The sequence below is a fragment of the Cupriavidus sp. FW305-3-2-15-C-LB2 genome, from assembly GCF_058787575.1.
Genome location: NZ_JBYSZW010000020.1, coordinates 1 through 17,319, shown reverse-complemented (window position 1 = coordinate 17,319; position 17,319 = coordinate 1). Strand labels below are relative to the sequence as shown.

The 17,319-nt window shown below is 68.8% G+C and carries 16 protein-coding genes; 6 read left to right on the top strand and 10 right to left on the bottom strand.

What is annotated here, in order from left to right; genetic code table 11:
* Window positions 1-107: 107 nt before the first annotated feature.
* On the bottom strand, window positions 108-2,456 hold the full coding sequence (xdhB, locus tag AC3WRR_RS16330) for a xanthine dehydrogenase molybdopterin binding subunit (protein WP_010809164.1): 2,349 nt from the start codon (window positions 2,454-2,456) through the stop codon (window positions 108-110).
* Window positions 2,457-2,481: 25 nt separating this feature from the next.
* A complete protein-coding gene (gene xdhA, locus AC3WRR_RS16325; RefSeq protein WP_492297462.1) occupies window positions 2,482-3,984 on the bottom strand; it encodes a xanthine dehydrogenase small subunit in 1,503 nt (500 codons plus the stop codon).
* A gap of 231 nt (window positions 3,985-4,215) precedes the next feature.
* Between xdhA and AC3WRR_RS16320 the strand changes: the two genes are divergently transcribed.
* Window positions 4,216-5,163 (top strand): LysR substrate-binding domain-containing protein, encoded by a 948-nt coding sequence (locus tag AC3WRR_RS16320; protein WP_010809162.1) that lies wholly within the window; start codon window positions 4,216-4,218, stop codon window positions 5,161-5,163.
* A gap of 26 nt (window positions 5,164-5,189) precedes the next feature.
* Here the strand turns inward: AC3WRR_RS16320 and AC3WRR_RS16315 are convergent, their stop codons facing one another.
* Window positions 5,190-6,023 carry an ABC transporter substrate-binding protein gene (locus AC3WRR_RS16315; protein WP_010809161.1) on the bottom strand — a complete coding sequence of 278 codons (834 nt, stop codon included), beginning with the start codon at window positions 6,021-6,023 and terminating at the stop codon, window positions 5,190-5,192.
* Window positions 6,024-6,167: 144 nt separating this feature from the next.
* Between AC3WRR_RS16315 and AC3WRR_RS16310 the strand changes: the two genes are divergently transcribed.
* The 5 genes from AC3WRR_RS16310 to AC3WRR_RS16290 all read left to right on the top strand — a co-directional run bounded on the left by AC3WRR_RS16310 (window position 6,168) and on the right by AC3WRR_RS16290 (window position 11,754).
* Entirely contained in the window at window positions 6,168-7,265 is a 1,098-nt protein-coding gene (locus tag AC3WRR_RS16310; RefSeq protein WP_492297460.1) for a substrate-binding domain-containing protein, read from the top strand.
* Between the two features lie 122 nt (window positions 7,266-7,387).
* Window positions 7,388-7,990 carry a DUF4126 domain-containing protein gene (locus AC3WRR_RS16305; RefSeq protein WP_492297458.1) on the top strand — a complete coding sequence of 201 codons (603 nt, stop codon included), beginning with the start codon at window positions 7,388-7,390 and terminating at the stop codon, window positions 7,988-7,990.
* Between the two features lie 75 nt (window positions 7,991-8,065).
* Window positions 8,066-10,672: an ABC transporter permease gene (locus AC3WRR_RS16300; RefSeq protein ID WP_492297456.1), complete on the top strand. Its 2,607-nt coding sequence runs from the start codon at window positions 8,066-8,068 to the stop codon at window positions 10,670-10,672.
* Between the two features lie 24 nt (window positions 10,673-10,696).
* Complete coding sequence (locus AC3WRR_RS16295; protein ID WP_010809157.1) at window positions 10,697-11,113, top strand: group II truncated hemoglobin; 417 nt, start codon at window positions 10,697-10,699, stop codon at window positions 11,111-11,113.
* 44 nt (window positions 11,114-11,157) lie between these two features.
* Entirely contained in the window at window positions 11,158-11,754 is a 597-nt protein-coding gene (locus tag AC3WRR_RS16290; protein WP_454749327.1) for a DUF924 family protein, read from the top strand.
* Window positions 11,755-11,778: 24 nt separating this feature from the next.
* On the opposite strand, the gene AC3WRR_RS16285 is transcribed toward AC3WRR_RS16290, so the two are convergent.
* The 7 genes from AC3WRR_RS16285 to AC3WRR_RS16255 form a co-directional block, all read right to left on the bottom strand.
* Window positions 11,779-12,363, bottom strand: a complete 585-nt coding sequence (locus tag AC3WRR_RS16285; RefSeq protein ID WP_010809155.1) for an LOG family protein — start codon at window positions 12,361-12,363, stop codon at window positions 11,779-11,781.
* A complete protein-coding gene (locus AC3WRR_RS16280) occupies window positions 12,360-13,061 on the bottom strand; it encodes a TetR/AcrR family transcriptional regulator (protein ID WP_454749328.1) in 702 nt (233 codons plus the stop codon). The genes AC3WRR_RS16285 and AC3WRR_RS16280 overlap by 4 nt, the downstream gene beginning before the upstream one ends.
* A 101-nt stretch (window positions 13,062-13,162) precedes the next feature.
* Entirely contained in the window at window positions 13,163-13,648 is a 486-nt protein-coding gene (locus AC3WRR_RS16275; RefSeq protein ID WP_010809153.1) for a diacylglycerol kinase, read from the bottom strand.
* Entirely contained in the window at window positions 13,575-14,696 is a 1,122-nt protein-coding gene (locus tag AC3WRR_RS16270) for a glycosyltransferase family 4 protein (protein WP_439671469.1), read from the bottom strand. Before AC3WRR_RS16270 ends, AC3WRR_RS16275 begins: the two co-directional genes overlap by 74 nt.
* Before the next feature lie 61 nt (window positions 14,697-14,757).
* Window positions 14,758-15,732, bottom strand: a complete 975-nt coding sequence (locus tag AC3WRR_RS16265) for a UDP-2,3-diacylglucosamine diphosphatase (RefSeq protein WP_011614848.1) — start codon at window positions 15,730-15,732, stop codon at window positions 14,758-14,760.
* Window positions 15,733-15,851: 119 nt separating this feature from the next.
* The gene (locus tag AC3WRR_RS16260; protein ID WP_492297453.1) at window positions 15,852-16,832 is read right to left on the bottom strand and encodes an esterase/lipase family protein; all 981 of its coding nucleotides are present in this window, start codon (window positions 16,830-16,832) and stop codon (window positions 15,852-15,854) included.
* The coding region (locus AC3WRR_RS16255; protein ID WP_492297451.1) for an RDD family protein at window positions 16,829-17,319 on the bottom strand (491 nt) is incomplete at its 5' end. The genes AC3WRR_RS16255 and AC3WRR_RS16260, both read right to left, overlap by 4 nt.

Here is a 17,319-nt window from a genome sequence, read left to right as displayed (position 1 = left end):
TGGCGCGCGCCTGCTTCTTCCACCGGCCCCATGCCCGTCAACGCGGCCAAGGGGGGAAAGTCCGGGGGCGCCCGCAGGCGCGCGCTTCCTGCGATCGTTCCGCCAGCTCAGGCTGGCTGCGCCGCGGCTTCGCGCACGGCGTCGACGGCGTCCAGGATCGCCTCGCTGGTGGCCGGGGCCTTCAGCGGCGGGTTGATGCGGTAGTCGCCAACGGCAGCCACGGCGTCGCGGATCGCGAAGAACACCGAGAACGGCAGCAGCAGCGGCGGCTCGCCCACGGCCTTGGAGCGGTGGATGCTGTCCTCGACGTTGCGGTTCTGGAACAGGCGCACGTTGAATTCCTCCGGGCAGTCGTTGACCGTCGGGATCTTGTACGTGGACGGGGCGTGCGTCATCAGCTTGCCGTCCTTGTTCCACCACAATTCCTCGGTGGTCAGCCAGCCCATTCCCTGGATAAAAGCGCCCTCGACCTGGCCGATGTCGATCGCCGGGTTCAGCGAGCGGCCGGCGTCGTGCAGCGCGTCGGCGCGCAGCAGCTTCCATTCGCCGGTGAGCGTGTCGACCAGGACCTCAGAGCACGCGGCACCGTAGGCGAAGTAGTAGAACGGGCGGCCCTGCAGCTTGCTCTGGTCCCAGTGCAGCTTGGGCGTGGTGTAGAAGCCGTCGGACCACAGCTGCACGCGCGCCACGTAGGCTTCGCGCGCCAGCTCGCCGAACGACACGCGCAGCTCGCCGGCGCTGACCAGGTCATCGTTGAAGCGCACCTCGGACGGCTCCACGCCGGCCTTGCGCGCGGCAAACACGGCCAGGCGCTCGCGGATCTGGCGCGCGGCGTCCTGCGCGGCCTTGCCGTTCAGGTCGGCACCGGTGGAAGCTGCGGTGGCCGAGGTATTGGCCACCTTGCTGGTATCGGTCGCGGTCACGCGCACGCGTTCCATGCGGATGCCGAGCTCATGCGCCACCACCATCGCCACCTTGGTGTTCAGGCCCTGGCCCATCTCGGTGCCGCCGTGGTTCACCAGCACCGAGCCGTCGTTGTAGACGTGCACCAGCGCGCCGGCCTGGTTGAAGTGGGCCACGTTGAACGAGATGCCGAACTTCACCGGGGTGATGGCGATGCCCTTCTTCAGCACCGGGCTGGTGGCGTTGAACGCGCGCGTGGCCTCGCGGCGGGCGCGGTATTCGCTGCTGGCCACCAGTTCGTCGATCAGCTCGTGGATGACGTTGTCTTCCACGGTCTGGCCGTAGGGCGTGACGTTGTTCTCGGTCTTGCCGTAGAAGTTGGCGCGGCGCACGTCCAGCGAATCCTTGCCGACCGTGCGGGCGACATTGTCCAGGATGTACTCGACCGCGAACGCGCCCTGCGGGCCGCCGAAACCGCGGAAGGCGGTATTGCTCTGCGTGTTGGTCTTGCCGCAGTAGCCGTCGATCTGCACGTTCGGCAGCCAGTAGGCATTGTCGAAGTGGCAGATGGCGCGGGTCATCACCGGGCCCGACAGGTCGGCCGAGAAGCCGGCGCGCGACACCATCTCGACCTTGACGCCCTCGATATGGCCTTCATCGTCGTGGCCCACGGTGTAGTCGAACACGAAGTCATGGCGCTTGCCGGTGATCATCATGTCGTCGTCGCGGTCCGGGCGCAGCTTGACCGGGCACATCAGCTTCCAGGCGGCCAGCGCGGCGCAGCAGGCGAACAGCGCCGACTGCGACTCCTTGCCGCCGAAGCCGCCGCCCATGCGGCGGCATTCGACCAGCACCTGGTGCGCCTGCCAGCCGAGCATATGGCACACCGCGTGCTGCATTTCGGTCGGGTGCTGGGTCGAGCACCACACTTGCATGCCGTCGTTCTCGCGCGGCGCGGCGTACGAGATCTGGCCTTCCAGGTAGAACTGCTCCTGGCCGCCCAGGTGGATCTTGCCGCTGTCCTGGTGGGCCGCGCTTGCGATGCGCGCAGCGGGCTCGCCGCGCGTCAGGTGCATCGGCGGCAGCACATAGCTGCCGGCCTCGTGCGCGGCTTGTGGCGACAGCACCGGGGGCAGGTCTTCGTAGTCGATGGTGCCCAGGCGGGCGGCGCGGCGCGCGGCGTCATGCGAGGTCGCCACCACGATAAAGACCGGCTGGCCGATGAACTGGACCACGTCGCGCGCCAGGATCGGGTCGTCGTGGATGATCGGGCCGCAGTCGTTGGTGCCGGGGATGTCGTCCACCGTCAGCACGTCGACCACGCCGGGCGCGGCGCGCACCTTGTCGAGCGAGATCGACTTGATGCGGGCGTGCGCGCGGGTGCTCATGCCGAGCGCGGCGTGCAGCGTGCCGGCCAGCTCGGGGATGTCGTCCGTGTAGGTGGCGGTGCCGGCCACGTGCAGGTGGGCGGATTCATGCGGACGCGAGATGCCGACCTGCGAGACCTGTTCGGCGGTGGCGTCGAGCAGAAAGGGTTCGGTTTGCTTGTTCATGCCGATGCTTTCCTTTTTCTCTGGCTCAGGCCGTGGCGATTTCAGTGGCGCCGGCGCCGATGGCGCGGACGTTGACGGCTGCCGCGGACAGCGCTTCGGCGCGGGTCTCCAGCCAGAAGCGGTACAGCAGGTTGGCGGCACCGCGGCTGCGGTAAGACGCGGTCGCGCGCATGTCGGACAGCGGCGTGTAGTCCTGCGCCAGCGCGGCCATGCCGGCGCGGGCGGTGGCTTCATCCCACGGCTGGCCGGTCAGGGCCGCCTCGGTGGCGGCGGCGCGCTTGGGCGTGGCGGCCATGCCGCCGAAGGCGATGCGCGCCTGCGTGACGAGGCCGTCCTGCACGGTGATGCCGAATGCGGCACACACGGCGGAAATATCCTCATCAAAGCGTTTGGACAGCTTGTAGGTGCGGAAGTGCTGCGGGCCGGCCACCGGCACGCGCAGCGCGGCGACGAATTCGCCCGGCTGCATCGCGGTCTTCTGGTAGGCCAGGTACAGGTCTTCCAGCGGCAGCGTGCGGCGCGTCTCGCCGTGCTGCAGCACCACTTCCGTGCCCAGCGCGATCAGCGCCGGCATCGAGTCGCCGATGGGCGAACCGTTGGCGATATTGCCGCCCAGCGTGCCGGCATTGCGGATCGGCAGCGAGGCAAAGCGCTTCCACATCTCTTCCAGCTCGGGGTGTGCGGCGTTGAGTGCGGCGTAGGCCTTTTCCAGCGTCACGGCGGCGCCGATCTCGACCATGCCGTCGCGTTCCTCAATGTGGTTCAGGTCTTCCACCTGGCCCACGTAGAGCAGGTTGCCCAGCTCGCGGAACTGCTTGGTGACCCACAGGCCCACGTCGGTGCTGCCGGCCAGGATGCGGATATCGGGCTGTGCCGCCTTGATCGCGCCGAACTCGGCCGCGCTGCGCGGGGCAAAGAACTCCTGGCCCTGGGCGCGGTAGCGGAAGGTCTCGCCGCGCTTGAGGTTGCGCAGGGTGTCGGCGATCTGCTTGGGGTTGAGCTTGTCCGCCGTAGGGGCGGGCAGGGCCATCATGCGCTCGCCGGCGTCGATGATCGGGCGGTAGCCGGTGCAGCGGCACAGGTTGCCGGTCAGCGCGTCGCAGATGGTCTGGCGCGAGGGCGCTTCGCCGCCCGGGGTGTGCTGCTGGTACAGCGCCCACAGCGACATCACGAAGCCGGGAGTGCAGAAGCCGCACTGCGAGCCGTGGCACTCGACCATGGCTTCCTGCACCGGGTGCAGGTTGCCGTCGGCCTGGCGCAGGTCCTCGACGGTGATCAGGGCCTTGCCGTCGAGCGTGGGCAGGAACTGGATGCAGGCGTTGACCGCCTTGAATTCGACATCGCCGCCGTCCTGCAGCTCGCCGACCACGACGGTGCAGGCGCCGCAGTCGCCTTCGGCGCAGCCTTCCTTGGTGCCGGTGCAGCGCGCGTCTTCACGCAGGTACTGCAGCACGGTGCGGGTAATGGGGGCGTCGGATACTTCCTTGACCTGGCCGCGGTGGAAAAAGCGGATGGTTTGCGTCTCCATGGTCTTCTCTCTCTTGGTGATGGCGGAAACATAGCACCCTGGCCTTTCATGCAATATTCGGCCCAGGTGATATGCCCCATCAGCGGGCGGCCCGATTGGTGCCCCGCCGCACCGCCAGGCGCCCCCCTGGAGGAGGTGATTTGACCGTTTGTGGGGCGCCTGTCATACACTATGCGCCGTTCCCATCCCCCACGCCACCCATCTGGCCCCCGCCGGAGGGCCGCCATCGCCATGCACGGACGCGACCATCTCGATACATATTTGCTGCGGGTGCTTCACACCCTGCTGACCGAGCAGAGCGTGACCCGCACGGCCGTGCGCCTGGGCCAGTCCCAGCCCGCCATCAGCAATACCCTGAAGCGCCTGCGGGAGATCACCGGCGATGCCATTTTGGTGCGGGGCAAAAACGGCATGGTGCCGACCGAGCGCGGCCGCGAACTGCTGGCGCTGGCCGAGCAGAGCCTGGCGGCGATGGACCGCATCGCGCGCCCGCCGCAGCAGTTCGACCCGGCCACCACCACGCGCACCTTCCACCTGGGCGCGCCGGACTACCTGGACGCGTTCTTCCTGCCCAATATCGTCGAGCGCGTGCGCCGGCTGGCGCCGGGCGCCAAGCTGTTCGTGCATCCGATGACGTCGTCGTCGGACTTCCTGGACGACCTGGAGCAGGGGCAGCTCGATATCGTGGTCGGCAACTGGCTGTCGCCGCCTGAGCACCTGCATATCTCGCCGCTGTTCGACGACGAGGTGGTGTGCATGCTGGGCGCGCAGCATCCGCTGGCGCGCAAGGGGCTGACGCTCAAGCACTACCTGGAGATGCCGCACCTGGCCCCGGCGCCGTATGCGTCGATGCAGCGCAGCATGATCGACCAGGCGCTGGCCGAGCAGGGCTACAAGCGCAATATCCAGGTCACGCTGCCGTATTTCGGCCTGGTGCCGTATGTGCTGATGAAGACGGATATGGTCTTTACCACCGGCCGCCAGTTTGCTGCGCACTACGCGCAGTACCTGCCGATCCGCATGGTGCCCTCGCCGGTGTCGTTCCCGCGCATGCGCTTCTACCAGCTGTGGCACGAGCGCTGCCATGCGGCGCCGGATGTGATGTGGATCCGGCGCATGATCGCCGAGGTGGCGGCGGACCTGCCGCAGTTGCCGCGGCTGGAGGCAGAGGCCGGCTGAGCGGGCCGGGCAGCAGGCGAGGGGGCTTACTTTGCCTTGTAGCTCGGGAAGAACAACTGCTCGCCTTCCACCTTGTACCCGGCAATCGCGTCCTGTCCTTCCTTTGACGTGATCCACTCCACCAGCTTGATCGCATCCGTGTGGTTGATACCCGCATGCCTGGCGGGGTTGACCGCGATGATTCCGTACGGGTTGAACATCTTCGGATCGCCTTCGATGGCGATGGCCAGGCCGGTCTTGGCGCGATAGGCGCCGTAGGTGGCGCGGTCCGACAGCGTATAGGCCGGCATCTGCGCGGCCATGGTCAGCACCTCGCCCATGCCCAGGCCGGCGTTGACGTACCACGGCTGGCCCTTGGGCTCGATGCCGAGCTGCTTCCAGTAGTCCTTCTCCATCACGTCGGTGCCGGAGTTGTCGCCGCGCGAGATGAACTTGCTGCTGCTGCCTGCGAGCTTGCGGAACCCCGCCAGCACGTCCTTGCCGCCCTTGACGCCTGCCGGGTCGCTGGCCGGGCCGACCACGATGAAGTCGTTGTACATCACGTCGCGGCGGTTCACGCCGTAGCCGGCCGCGACAAAGGCGTCTTCCACCTTGCGCGCGTGCACCAGCAGCACGTCGACGTCGCCCATCTCGCCCATCTTCATGGCCTTGCCCGAGCCGACCGCGATCACCTTCACGGTGACGCCCGCCTTTTGCTCGAAGCGCGGCAGCAGGTATTTCAGCAGGCCCGAGTTCTCGGTGCTGGTGGTGGTGGCCAGCTTCAGTTCCCCGGCATGGGCCGCCGACAGCAGGCCTGCGCAGGCCATCGCAACGAGATGGCGCGCTGGGCGGCGCAGGCGTTGGGCAAGGCGAGGCGACATGCGGTGGCTCCTTTGTATTATGTTTTTCCAGACATAATTGCTTTTGCCTTTCGATCTCATGGAGAATGCGGCAAAAGAACATAAGAATGGGGTATTCATTGTGGTCCAGCCGAGATCGACAAGTAAATATGCTGCGGAGGACATATGATCTTCCGCTTTGACCTGTTTCCGGTGATCGCGCCAGACGACAATCCGCGCGCGAATGGCAAGGTGTTCCAGCTGCTCAAGGCCGTGCGCGAAACCGGGTCGCTGCACCGCGCCGCGCGCGAGATCGGCTTGTCGTACCGCCATGCCTGGGGCGTGATGCGGACCTGGGAGGAAATGCTCGGGCGCAGCGTGCTCGATATGGAGCGCGGCCGCGGTGCCTCGCTGACCCGCTTCGGCGAACGCCTGCTGCGCGCCGAGCTGCGCCTGCGCGAATCGGTCGACCCGGTGGTGCAGAAGGCCATGGCGGACTTCATTGCCGAGCTGGACGATGCCCAGCAGCCGCAGTCGCAGGTGCATTTCACCGGCAGCCATGACCCGGCGGTGGAGGTGCTGGCCGCCGCACTGGGCGAGGCAGGAACCTCGCTGCAGCTCGATACGGTGTTTTGCGGCAGCGTGGAGGGGCTGATTTGCCTGCAGGAGCGGCAGTCGGAACTGGCCGGCTTCTATGTCTCGCCGGTGCAGACCGCGGGCTCGGTCGCGCATGTGACGCTGCGCAAGTGGCTGCGGCCGGCCGCGGTGCGGCTGCTGCGGCTGGCTTGGCGCGAGCAGGGCCTGATCCTGGCGCCGGAGGTGGCGCGCGAGGTGCATGACCTGCGCGATCTGGCGCGCACCCAGGCGCGCTTCGTCAACCGGCAGCGCAGTTCGGGCACGCGCATGCTGTTCGACCAGCTGCTGGCCGCGCAGGGCCTGTACCCCGACCAGATCGCCGGCTACGACGAGACCGAGTTCAGCAACGAGAAGGTGGCCGAGGCCGTGCACGGCGGCCGCGCGCAGGTGGGCTTCGGGCTGCGCATGAATGCCGAGGCCCATGGGCTGGCCTTTGTGCCGTTGACGCGCGAGGCCTACTACCTGGCGCTGCGCAAGAACGACCAGACCGCCGGCTGGATGGCAGCACTGCTGGCGCTGCTGGCCGACCCGGCCTTTGCCCGGCGCATCGAAACGCTGCCCGGCTACAACATGGCCGAGCCGGCCGGCATCCTGACCCCGCAGGAGGCGTTGCCGTGGTTCGGGCCGGGCGGCAAGGAGGACGCCTGAGGGCGAGCCGGGCGGCATGACGCCGACGGGCGCGCGGCTGCGCGGCCCGGTCCGTATTACACTCCCTGCCAGGCGCACCGCGGTTTTGCATCGGCTTGCGCCAGACCCTTGCAAGGAGCGCCATGCTGGAAACCGCCGCGCTGGCCGCGGGCATGTCCTGGGCCAGCGGCTTTCGCCTCTACCTTGCGGTGCTGGCCGCCGGCGTGCTGGCGCGCCTGGGCTGGCTGGACCTGCCGCCCGGGCTGCAGCCGCTGGAATCCTGGTGGGTCATCAGCGTGGCCGCCGTGCTGGCCGTGGCCGAATTCGTCGCCGACAAGGTGCCCGCGTTCGATACCGTCTGGGACGGCATCCATACCTTTATCCGCATTCCCGCCGGCGCGATCCTGGCCGCCGCCGCCTTCGGCCAGCTGGATCCGCAGTGGATGGTGGCGGCAGGGCTGATCGGCGGCACGCTGGCCGGCACCGCGCATGCGGTCAAGGCGGGCACGCGCGCGCTGATCAATGTGTCGCCGGAACCGTTCTCCAATTGGACGGCCTCATTCACTGAAGACCTGACCGCGACCGGCAGCCTGCTGCTGGCGTTCTTCCTGCCGGTGGTGTTCCTGGTCTTGCTGGTGGTCTTCCTGCTGGTGTCGGTGTGGCTGCTGCCGAAATTGTGGCGCGGCGTGCGCCGGCTGCATGCGAGCCTGCGCGGCAGGACCGAGCGGCCTGGCACACCCCGCTAGCTTCCCGGCCATTCCCGTTTTTTTTCGACTGACCCGAGGCGCGCCGCCGCCAGAAACCAAGAACCAAAGCAACCGATGCCTCCCGAGTCCGCCATCGAAGCCCCGGCCACGGCCGCCAACCCCGCCGGCACGCGCCCCGCGCATGGCGGTCGCTTCTCCGCCTGGGGCCAGGCGCTGCGCATGGCGCGGCGCGACTGGATTGCCGGCGAGCTCTACCTGCTGCTGTTTGCGCTGGTGCTGGCCGTGGCCGCGCTGACCAGCGTGGGCTTCATGGCCGACCGCATGCGGCTGGGCCTGGAGCGCGACGCGCGCCAGATGATCGCGTCCGACGTACTGCTGGTGGCTGACCAGCCTTTCGATGCCGCCTTCGCGCAGCGTGCGCAAGCGGCGGGGCTGGCCGTGGCCCAGACCGTCACCTTCCCGAGCATGGCGACTGCCAACGGCAAGGCGCCGGCCGGCGGCGACGCGCCCAGCCAGCTGGCCGCGCTCAAGGCGGTGACCGACGGCTATCCGCTGCGGGGCAAGCTCAAGGTGGCCAGTGCGGCGGGGGCGCCGGATGCGCCCGCCGAAGGCATTCCCGCGCCGGGCACGGTATGGGTCGACGAGGCGCTGCTGGGCGCCCTGGGGGTTGCCGTGGGCGACACCCTGCAACTGGGCAGCCGCAGCTTCCGCATCGACCGCATCATCACGCAGGAGCTTGATCGCGGCACCGGCTTCATGAACTTCGCGCCGCGCGTGCTGATGCCGCTGTCGGACCTGGACAGCACCGGGCTGATCGGCTGGGGCAGCCGCGTGACCTACCGGCTGCTGGTGGCCGGCCCCGACGCCGCCGGCGCTGCCTTCCAGAAATGGGCGCAGGACGAGATCGGACGCCGCAAGCTGCGCAATACCCGGGTCGAGTCGCTGGAGTCGGGCCAGCCGCAGATGCGTGCCACGCTGGACCGCGCCGAGCGCTTCCTGTCGCTGGTGGCAGTGCTGTCGTCGATGATCGCGGCGGTGGCCATCGCCATGTCGGCGCGCCGCTATATGCAGCGCCACACCGATGCCTGCGCGGTCTACAAGTGCCTGGGGCTGTCGCGCGGGCAGATCCTGCGCGCCTTCGGCCTGGAGTTCCTGCTGGTGGGGGCCGCGGGCGCGCTCGCCGGGGTGCTGCTCGGGTACCTGGCGCACTATGGCCTGCTGCTGTCGCTGGGCGGGCTGCTGCGGGTGTCGCTGCCGCAGCCGTCGCTGCTGCCGGCACTGGTGGGCGTGCTGGCGGGGCTGGTGCTGCTGGCCGGGTTCGCGCTGCCGCCGCTGCTGGCGCTGACACGGGTGGCGCCGCTGCGGGTGCTGCGCCGCGATATCGGGTTGCCGCCGGTGTCGGCCTGGGTGGCCTATGCACTGGGCCTGGGCGCCTTTGTCGCGCTGCTGCTGGTGGCGGCGCGCGACCTGCGGCTGGGGCTGACCACCGCGGGCGGCTTTGTCGCCGCGGGCGTGGTCTTCGCGGTGCTGGCGCTGGGGCTGCTGACGCTGCTGTCGCGCCTGCTGCGCGGGCGCCTGCGCGGGCGCGCGGCGATGGGCTGGCGCTTTGCGCTGGCGGTGCTGGAACGCCGCCGCGCGGTCACGGTGCTGCAGACCGTGGCGCTGGCGGTGGGGCTGATGGCGCTGCTGCTGCTCGGCATGACCCGCAACGACCTGGTCGATTCGTGGCGCCAGGCCACGCCGGCCGACGCGCCCAACCGCTTCATCATCAATATCCAGCCGGACCAGCGCGAACCGTTGCGCCAGATGCTGGCCGGCGCCGGCATCAACGACCTGCTCTACCCGATGGTGCGCGGGCGCCTGACCCATATCGGCGAGCGCGCCATCCGCGGCGACAGCTTCGAGGACGGGCGCGCGCGCAACCTGGTCGAGCGCGAATTCAACCTGTCCTATACCGATGCGCTGCCCGAGGGCAACCGCGTGATTGCCGGGCGCTGGTCCAACGGCCCGGACGCCGGCGCCTCGGTGGAAGAGGGCATCGCCAAGACGCTGGGCATCCGGCTTGGCGACACGCTGCGTTTTGACGTGGCCGGCCAGGCGGTGCAGGCCCGCGTGACCTCGCTGCGCAAGCTGGACTGGGGCTCGATGCGGGTCAATTTCTTCGTGATCCTGCCGCCGCAGGCGATGCAGGGGCTGCCCGAGACCTACATCACGTCGTTCCACCTGCCGCCCGCCAGCACGGCGCTGGGCAACCGGCTGATCGCGGCCTTCCCCAACATCACCGTGGTCAATACCGACCTGATCCTGCGCCAGATCCAGGACATCCTGGACCAGGTGATCGCGGCGGTGGAGTTCCTCTTCGTGTTCACGCTGGCCGCCGGCGTGACCGTGCTGTACGCGGCGCTGTCCGGCGCGCGTGACGAGCGCATGCGCGACGCGGGCCTGCTCAAGGCGCTGGGCGCCTCGGCCGCGCTGGTGCGCCAGACCCAGTACGCCGAGTTCCTGGTGGTGGGCGGCCTGGCCGGATTCCTGGCCAGCCTGGGCGCGATCGCGGTGGGCTGGGGCCTGTCGCAGTTCGTCTTCGATTTCCCGTACCGCTTCAATGCCTGGATCGTGCCGGTGGGCGTGGTTTCTGGCATGCTGTGCGCTTTTGCCGGCGGCTGGCTGGGCCTGCGCGAAGTGCTGCGCCAGCCCGCGCTGGCGACCTTGCGTGATGCCTGAGTGGCTGCGCTGTTTGAGTGTGTGATGAGTACTGAATCCAACGACAAGCCCGGCACGGCCGAGGTGACTGCATTTGAGCTGGTGGGCGGCGAAGCGCGCGTGCGCGAGCTGGTCGACCGCTTCTACGACCTGATGGACCTGGAGACCCAGTTCGCCGGGCTGCGCGCGCTGCACCCGCCCTCGCTGGAGGGCTCGCGCGACAAGCTGTTCTGGTTCCTGTGCGGCTGGCTGGGCGGTCCCAACCACTTTATCGAGCGCTTCGGCCACCCGCGCCTGCGCGCGCGCCATATGCCGTTCGAGATCGGCGTGAGCGAGCGCGACCAGTGGATGCGCTGCATGGCGCTGGCAATGCAGGACATCGGCCTGTCCGAAGACCTGCAGCTGCGCCTGATGCAGGCGTTCTTCCAGACCGCCGACTGGATGCGCAACGTGGCGCGCTGAGGCGCCGCCGCTCCCTTCTTTCAACCGAAAGGTTTCGCAAGTTCATGACAGACCAACTGCCTGAAGACGCCGTGCGTTTGCTCGATTTGTGGTTCGGCCAGCCCGGTTCTGCCGCCTGGAATACCGAGCGCCCGCAATGGTTCACCAAGTCGGACGCCTTCGATGCGCAGATCCGCACCAACTTCCTGTCCGACTGGCAGGTCGCCTGCGACGGGGCCCCGGACGACTGGTCGGTCACGCCCGAAGGCGCCTGCGCGCGCGTGGTGCTGCTGGACCAGTTCCCGCGCAACATGTTCCGCAACGATCCGCGCAGCTTCGGCAGCGATACGCTGGCGCTGGCACTGGCCAGGCGCATCGTCGCCACCGGCATGGACCGCAAGCTGCCGACGGACTACCACCGCATGTTCTGCTACATGCCGTTCGAGCATTCCGAGGCGCTGGAGGACCAGGACGAGGCAGTGCGTCTGATGACGCAGCTGCGCGAGGCCAGCGGCGGCGTGGTGGATGTGGTGGAGTGGGCCGAAAAGCACCGCGCGATCATCGCGCGCTTCGGCCGCTTCCCGCACCGCAATGCGGTGCTGGGCAGGCAGAGCACAGAGCAGGAACTGGCGTTCCTGCGGCAGCCGGGCTCGTCGTTCTGAACCGGGCCGGCAGCAGGGGCGCGCTCAGGTCTTGTCGCGCGCCTGTTGCCACTTGTCGACGCGCACGCGCGGAGCGGCCGCCAGCTGGCCCAGCAGGCCGGCGGGCGTGTCTGCCACATGCAGCAGGTCGGCATGCACCTGCTTCATGAAGCCTTCCCGCACTGCGTGCGCAAGGAAACCCAGCAGGCCGTCGTAGAACCCGTTGACATTCAGCAGGCCCACCGGCTTGTCGTGGTAGCCCAGCTGCAGCCAGGTGAAGGTCTCGAACAGCTCTTCGAAGGTGCCCACGCCGCCCGGCATGGCGATAAAGGCGTCGGCACGGTCCGCCATCATCTGCTTGCGCTCGTGCATGTTGCGCACCACGTGCAGCTCGGTCAGGCCGCGGTGGCCCACTTCCTTCTGCATCAGCGCGTCGGGGATGATGCCGATGGCGCTGCCGCCATGTTCCATCACGGCGTCGGCGACGATGCCCATCAGGCCCACCTTGCCGCCGCCGTACACCAGCGCCAGGCCGCTTTCGGCCAGCGTGCGGCCTAGCAGGCGCGCGCCTTCGGCGTATTCAGGACGGTTGCCGGGGCTGGAGCCGCAATACACGCAGACCGATTTCACTTTGCTTCCTTTGCCGCGTCGGCTGCGGCCTTGGCTGCCGCGTAGTCGCGCGCCAGCTGGTCGAATGCGTCCCGGGCCCGGCCGCGCAGGTAGGGCGCCAGGATCGAGAAGATGTGGTAGCTCGATCCGTGCAGGTAGCCGCGAATCTGCTCGGGGTCGTTGTACTGGCGCGGATGCTGCACGAACTGGAACGACAGCCAGTAGGTGGCGATCACCACCATGTTGGTGCAGATGGCCTCGACCTGCTCGGCCGTGGCTTCCATCTCGCCGTCGTCGATGAACTGGCGGCAGATCTCGTGCGCAAAGCGCTTCTTCTGCTCGACGATGCGCTTGAAGTTGGTCTCCAGCATCCGGTTGCGCGCCAGCAGGTCGTTGATGTCGCGGTACAGGAAGCGGTAGTTCCACAGGAACTCGGACATGTACTGCAGGTAGCCCCAGCTTTCGTCCAGCGTGGCCTTGTGGTCGTCCGGCATCTTCAGGCGCCGCTCCATCTCCTGCTCGAAGCGCACGAAGATGGAGTTGATGATGTCGTCCTTGTTGCGGAAGTGGTAGTAGAGATTGCCGGGGCTGATCTCCATGGCTTCCGCAATCGTCGTGGTGGTGACGTTGGGTTCGCCGACTTCGTTGAACAGGCGCAGCGAGACGTCGAGGATGCGGTCCCTGGTGCGGCGGGGGCCGGTTTGCGGTTTCGGTTCCATGGGCGTCCGGGCGATCGGTGCGATCAGTAAGTCGGGGGCAGGGTAGCGATTATAAGCAATCGGCCCGGCCACCCCATCCGGCATCCCCGGCGAGTGACGGATCAGCCCGCCAGCGTCCGCACCCAGCGCACCACGTGCGGCCCGGCGATGGCGACCCAGGTGCCGCCGCACAGCACCAGCGCCAGCATTACCGCGGCGCTGCCGAAATCCTTGGCACGCTTGGACAGGCTGTGCCGCTCCAGCGAAATGCGGTCGATTGCCGCCTCGACGCTGGAATTGAGCAACTCGACGATCAGCACCACCAGCAGCGTGCCCAGCAGCAGGATGCGCTCGACCACGTCCACCGGCAGCAGGAATGCCCACGGCGCCAGGATTGCCACCAGCGTCAGCTCCTGGCGGAACGCGCTTTCCTCGAGCACCGCATAGCGCAGCCCCGACAGCGAATTGATGGCCGCATGCCAGGCGCGCGTCAGGCCGCGGTTGGCCTTGTGGGGGTTCTGCTCGATCGAATAGTCAGCGCTCTGGACTGCCTGCGGCGGCCTCTGCAGAGGCGGGTCGGACGGCAGTTCCGGATGGGGTTTGGGCATGGTTTTGCGGGGCGGGTTGGGCCGCTGCGCTGTCGCGGCCTGGCTTGCCGGCAGCGAACGGCCGAAGATGGGCCAGGAACTGCTCGGAGGCGGCGCGCCACGAGAACCGCTCGGCGTGGGCACGTGCCGTGGCGCGGTCGATGCGCAGCGCTTCCAGGCAGGCTTCGCGCAGGTCTTCGTGCATCGCGCCGGCGGGGCTGTCGCCCAGCACATCGATCGGGCCGGTGACCGGATAGGCGGCCACGGGCAGCCCGCTGGCCAGCGCTTCCAGCAGCACCAGCCCGAAGGTGTCGGTACGGCTCGGGAACACGAACACATCAGCCGAAGCATACACCCGGGCCAGCTCGGGCTGGCTCAGCACGCCCAGGTAGTTGGCGCCCGGATAGCGCGCGCGCAGCGCCGGCAGCGCCGGGCCGTCGCCGACCACCCACTTGGAGCCGGGCAGGTCCAGCGCCAGGAAGGCCTCGACGTTCTTTTCCACCGCCACGCGGCCCACGTACAGGAAGATCGGGTGGGCGGTGTTGAGCACGTTGGGGCGCTGCAGCGTGAACACGTCCAGGTCCACGCCGCGCGTCCACAGCACGGCGTTGGTGATGCCATAGCGCCGCAGGTCGTCCAGCACCACCGGGGTGGGCGCCATCACCGCCTGGGCCGGGCCGTGGAACCAGCGCAGGAAGCGGTACGTCCATGCCAGCGGGATGCCGAAGCGCGCCTGCACGTATTCCGGAAAGCGCGTGTGGTAGGCGGTGGTGAAGGGCAGCCGGCGGCGGAGCGCGTGGCGCCGCGCGGCCAGGCCCAGCGGCCCTTCGGTGGCGATATGCAGGGCGTCCGGAGCGAAGGCCTCGATGCGGCGCTGCACGCGCGCCGCCGGGAACAGCGACAGGCGGATCTCGGGGTAGGTCGGGCACGGCACGGTGCGGAATTCCAGCGGCGTGATCATGTCGACCGTGTGGCCCATGGCCTCGAGTTCGCGGCGCGTGGACTTGAGCGTGCGCACCACGCCGTTGACCTGCGGTTCCCAGGCATCGGTGACGATCAGGATCTTCATGCAGCCTCCTCGGGCGCGGTGGAAGGGCAATGTGGTTGGGGCAAACGGTGGCAGGCCGGGATCAGCCCGCCACGGCGGCGCGGCGACGGCGGCGCGTGGCCGGGGCCGGCGCGTCCAGCAGCGTGGTCCAGTAGACGATCTTCAGCTCGCCTTCCATGGTCTCGACCAGTGCCGACAGGCTTTCGACCCAGTCGCCGTCGTTGCAGTAGAGCTGGCCATTGACCTCGCGGATCTCGGCCTTGTGGATATGGCCGCAGACCACGCCATCGCAGCCGCGGCGGCGCGCTTCATCGACCATCGCGCTCTCGAAGGCGCCGATGTAGTTGACGGCGTTCTTGACCTGGTGCTTGAGGAACTGCGACAGCGACCAGTACGGGAAGCCCAGGCGCGCGCGCAGCCGGTTGAAGTGGCGGTTCAGCGCCAGGATCACCGTGTACAGCGAATCGCCGAGGTAGGCCAGCCAGCGCGCGTGCTGCACCACGCCGTCGAACAGGTCGCCGTGCACCACCCACAGCCGGCGCCCGGAGGCGGTGACATGCACCGCCTCTTCGCGCACGGTGATGTCGCCGAAGGCCATGCCGTCGAACTGGCGCGCGGCCTCGTCGTGGTTGCCGGGAACGTAGATCACTTCAGTGCCCTTGCGCGCCTTGCGCAGCAGCTTCTGCACCACGTCGTTGTGGCTTTGCGGCCAGTACCAGCCGCGGCGCAGCTGCCAGCCGTCGATGATGTCGCCGACCAGGTAGAGCTGGTCGGATTCGTTGTGCTTGAGGAAGTCCAGCAGGTAGTTGGCCTGGCAGCCGGGCGTGCCCAGGTGGATGTCCGACAGCCAGATGGCGCGGTAGCGCTGGATCGGGTGCGGCTCGGGCGGGTAGGTCTGCTGCTGTTCGCGCTGGGGTGCCAGCGCGGCATCCAGGGCCGGCGCCATGAAGGCGGTCAGCGGCGCGGCGCTGTCGCTGTCAGGGCTGCGGCGCAGCCATTGCGTCAGTTGCGCGGTCTTCGACAAATACCCGCGGGCAGATCGGATTGCTTGCACCATGGCAGTCCCGGTTGCGGCGATGGCTGCATTCAGCCAGCCCGCGATGACGGTGCCGTGACGGAGAAATGACTGACATATGAAACGTGGCGGAAGTGGAACAGCCCGGGCTGGCGCCGGTGTCAGTGCCCGCGAGCGGACAGCTCCGCAAGGGCGTCGAGTACCGCACGCACGGCGGCGGGATGGCGCAGCAGCGTGACGTGGCCGATGCCGGCCAGCGGGATATGCCCGGCGCCATCGAGCCAGCCGGTGCAGGGCGGCCCGGCGATCGAGTCATGCCAGCTGAAGATCGAGATCATGCGCGCGCGGCGGCGCGGGGTTTCCGCGGCGGCCAGCGCGCGCAGCCAGGGGCTGCCGCAACGCATCTGGCGCGCATTGGGGCCGCCGCCAAAGCGCGCCAGCGCGCTGCCGTGGTGGGGGCTGCCCAGCGTCACCACGCCGGCGCAGACGTCTTCGTCGCCCGCCAGCTGCAGCGCGGCGCGCGCGGCCAGCCCGCCCATGCTGTGGCAGACCAGCAGCGGCGGGCGTCCGGCCTCGGCTGTGATGCGCCGCATGGCGGCCAGCAGCGTGCGCGCGTAGTCGTCGATGTCGCCGAACACCGGCTTGAGCTCGATCCCCTCGCAGCGGTAGCCAGCGGCGGCCAGTGCCGGCTGCATGTCGAGCCAGATGGCCTGCCCGCAGGCGTAGCCGTGCACCAGCAGCACCGGCGGGGCGTCGCGGCCGGGCAGGGCATCGAGCGGTGCGGCAAAGGGCGCGTGCGCGCGGAATGGCTGCAGCCAGTCGAACATGCGCAGCACGGCCACGCACTCGGCCGCAAAGCAGCGCAACGCCTCAGGCAGGCGCAGCGGACGGCGCGTGGCGGCGAGTTCAAGCGGTGGTGCGGGCGGGTGATTGCCGCGCCCGACCCACAGGCCGCGCCCGCTCAGGGCGAAAGCGAAGGCAATGCCGCTGGCGAAGCTGCCGAGGATGGCCGCCACACCGGCGGCGACCGCGCCGGGCCATGGCCATCCGGCCAGTTGCACCAGCCCGGCGGCGATGCCCAGCGCGGCGGCTGCCTGCAAGGTCACCGCAAGGCGGCGGATGCCGGCGGCCGACAGGCTCATGGCTTGGGCGGGCGCAGGTCGGTCAGCCGCGTGCCGGCCAGGCGGTCATGCAGGAACTGGCGGCGCGGATCCAGCCACGCCAGCAGGACCCAGACCAGCAGGCCGGCGCACAGCACCGCTACAAACGGCCCCTTGACCAGCCCCAGCATATGGCCGACTGCCGCCGATGGCGGCAGCCACAGCCATGCCAGCACGTAGCGCAGCGCCGCCTGCCGCCAGCGCGGCGGCACGCCGGCGGCGTTCTCGACGCGCATGCGCCAGGTCTGCATGGCCAGGGTCTGGCCGTTGCGTTGCCAGAACCAGGTGAAATACAGGCCCATCACCAGGAAGCTCCACACCTGGATCACGAGCGGCCCGTCCACACCAAGCTTCTGCAGCAGCGGTTGCACCAGCAGGTAGGCAGCGGTCGAGGCGCTCAGCACGCCGAACAGCAGCACGCCCTCATAGAGCATGCAGGCGATGCGTCGGCGCAAGGGCGGGGCGGCGG

Bases quoted from the DNA above. Each gene is read 5' to 3' on its own strand.
- xdhB (WP_010809164.1), bottom strand. From the start codon at position 2,456: ATGAACAAGCAAACCGAACCCTTTCTGCTCGACGCCACCGCCGAACAG.
- xdhA (WP_492297462.1), bottom strand. From the start codon at position 3,984: ATGGAGACGCAAACCATCCGCTTTTTCCACCGCGGCCAGGTCAAGGAA.
- AC3WRR_RS16320 (WP_010809162.1), top strand. From the start codon at position 4,216: ATGCACGGACGCGACCATCTCGATACATATTTGCTGCGGGTGCTTCAC.
- AC3WRR_RS16315 (WP_010809161.1), bottom strand. From the start codon at position 6,023: ATGTCGCCTCGCCTTGCCCAACGCCTGCGCCGCCCAGCGCGCCATCTC.
- AC3WRR_RS16310 (WP_492297460.1), top strand. From the start codon at position 6,168: ATGATCTTCCGCTTTGACCTGTTTCCGGTGATCGCGCCAGACGACAAT.
- AC3WRR_RS16305 (WP_492297458.1), top strand. From the start codon at position 7,388: ATGCTGGAAACCGCCGCGCTGGCCGCGGGCATGTCCTGGGCCAGCGGC.
- AC3WRR_RS16300 (WP_492297456.1), top strand. From the start codon at position 8,066: ATGCCTCCCGAGTCCGCCATCGAAGCCCCGGCCACGGCCGCCAACCCC.
- AC3WRR_RS16295 (WP_010809157.1), top strand. From the start codon at position 10,697: ATGAGTACTGAATCCAACGACAAGCCCGGCACGGCCGAGGTGACTGCA.
- AC3WRR_RS16290 (WP_454749327.1), top strand. From the start codon at position 11,158: ATGACAGACCAACTGCCTGAAGACGCCGTGCGTTTGCTCGATTTGTGG.
- AC3WRR_RS16280 (WP_454749328.1), bottom strand. From the start codon at position 13,061: ATGGAACCGAAACCGCAAACCGGCCCCCGCCGCACCAGGGACCGCATC.
- AC3WRR_RS16275 (WP_010809153.1), bottom strand. From the start codon at position 13,648: ATGCCCAAACCCCATCCGGAACTGCCGTCCGACCCGCCTCTGCAGAGG.
- AC3WRR_RS16270 (WP_439671469.1), bottom strand. From the start codon at position 14,696: ATGAAGATCCTGATCGTCACCGATGCCTGGGAACCGCAGGTCAACGGC.
- AC3WRR_RS16265 (WP_011614848.1), bottom strand. From the start codon at position 15,732: ATGGTGCAAGCAATCCGATCTGCCCGCGGGTATTTGTCGAAGACCGCG.
- AC3WRR_RS16260 (WP_492297453.1), bottom strand. From the start codon at position 16,832: ATGAGCCTGTCGGCCGCCGGCATCCGCCGCCTTGCGGTGACCTTGCAG.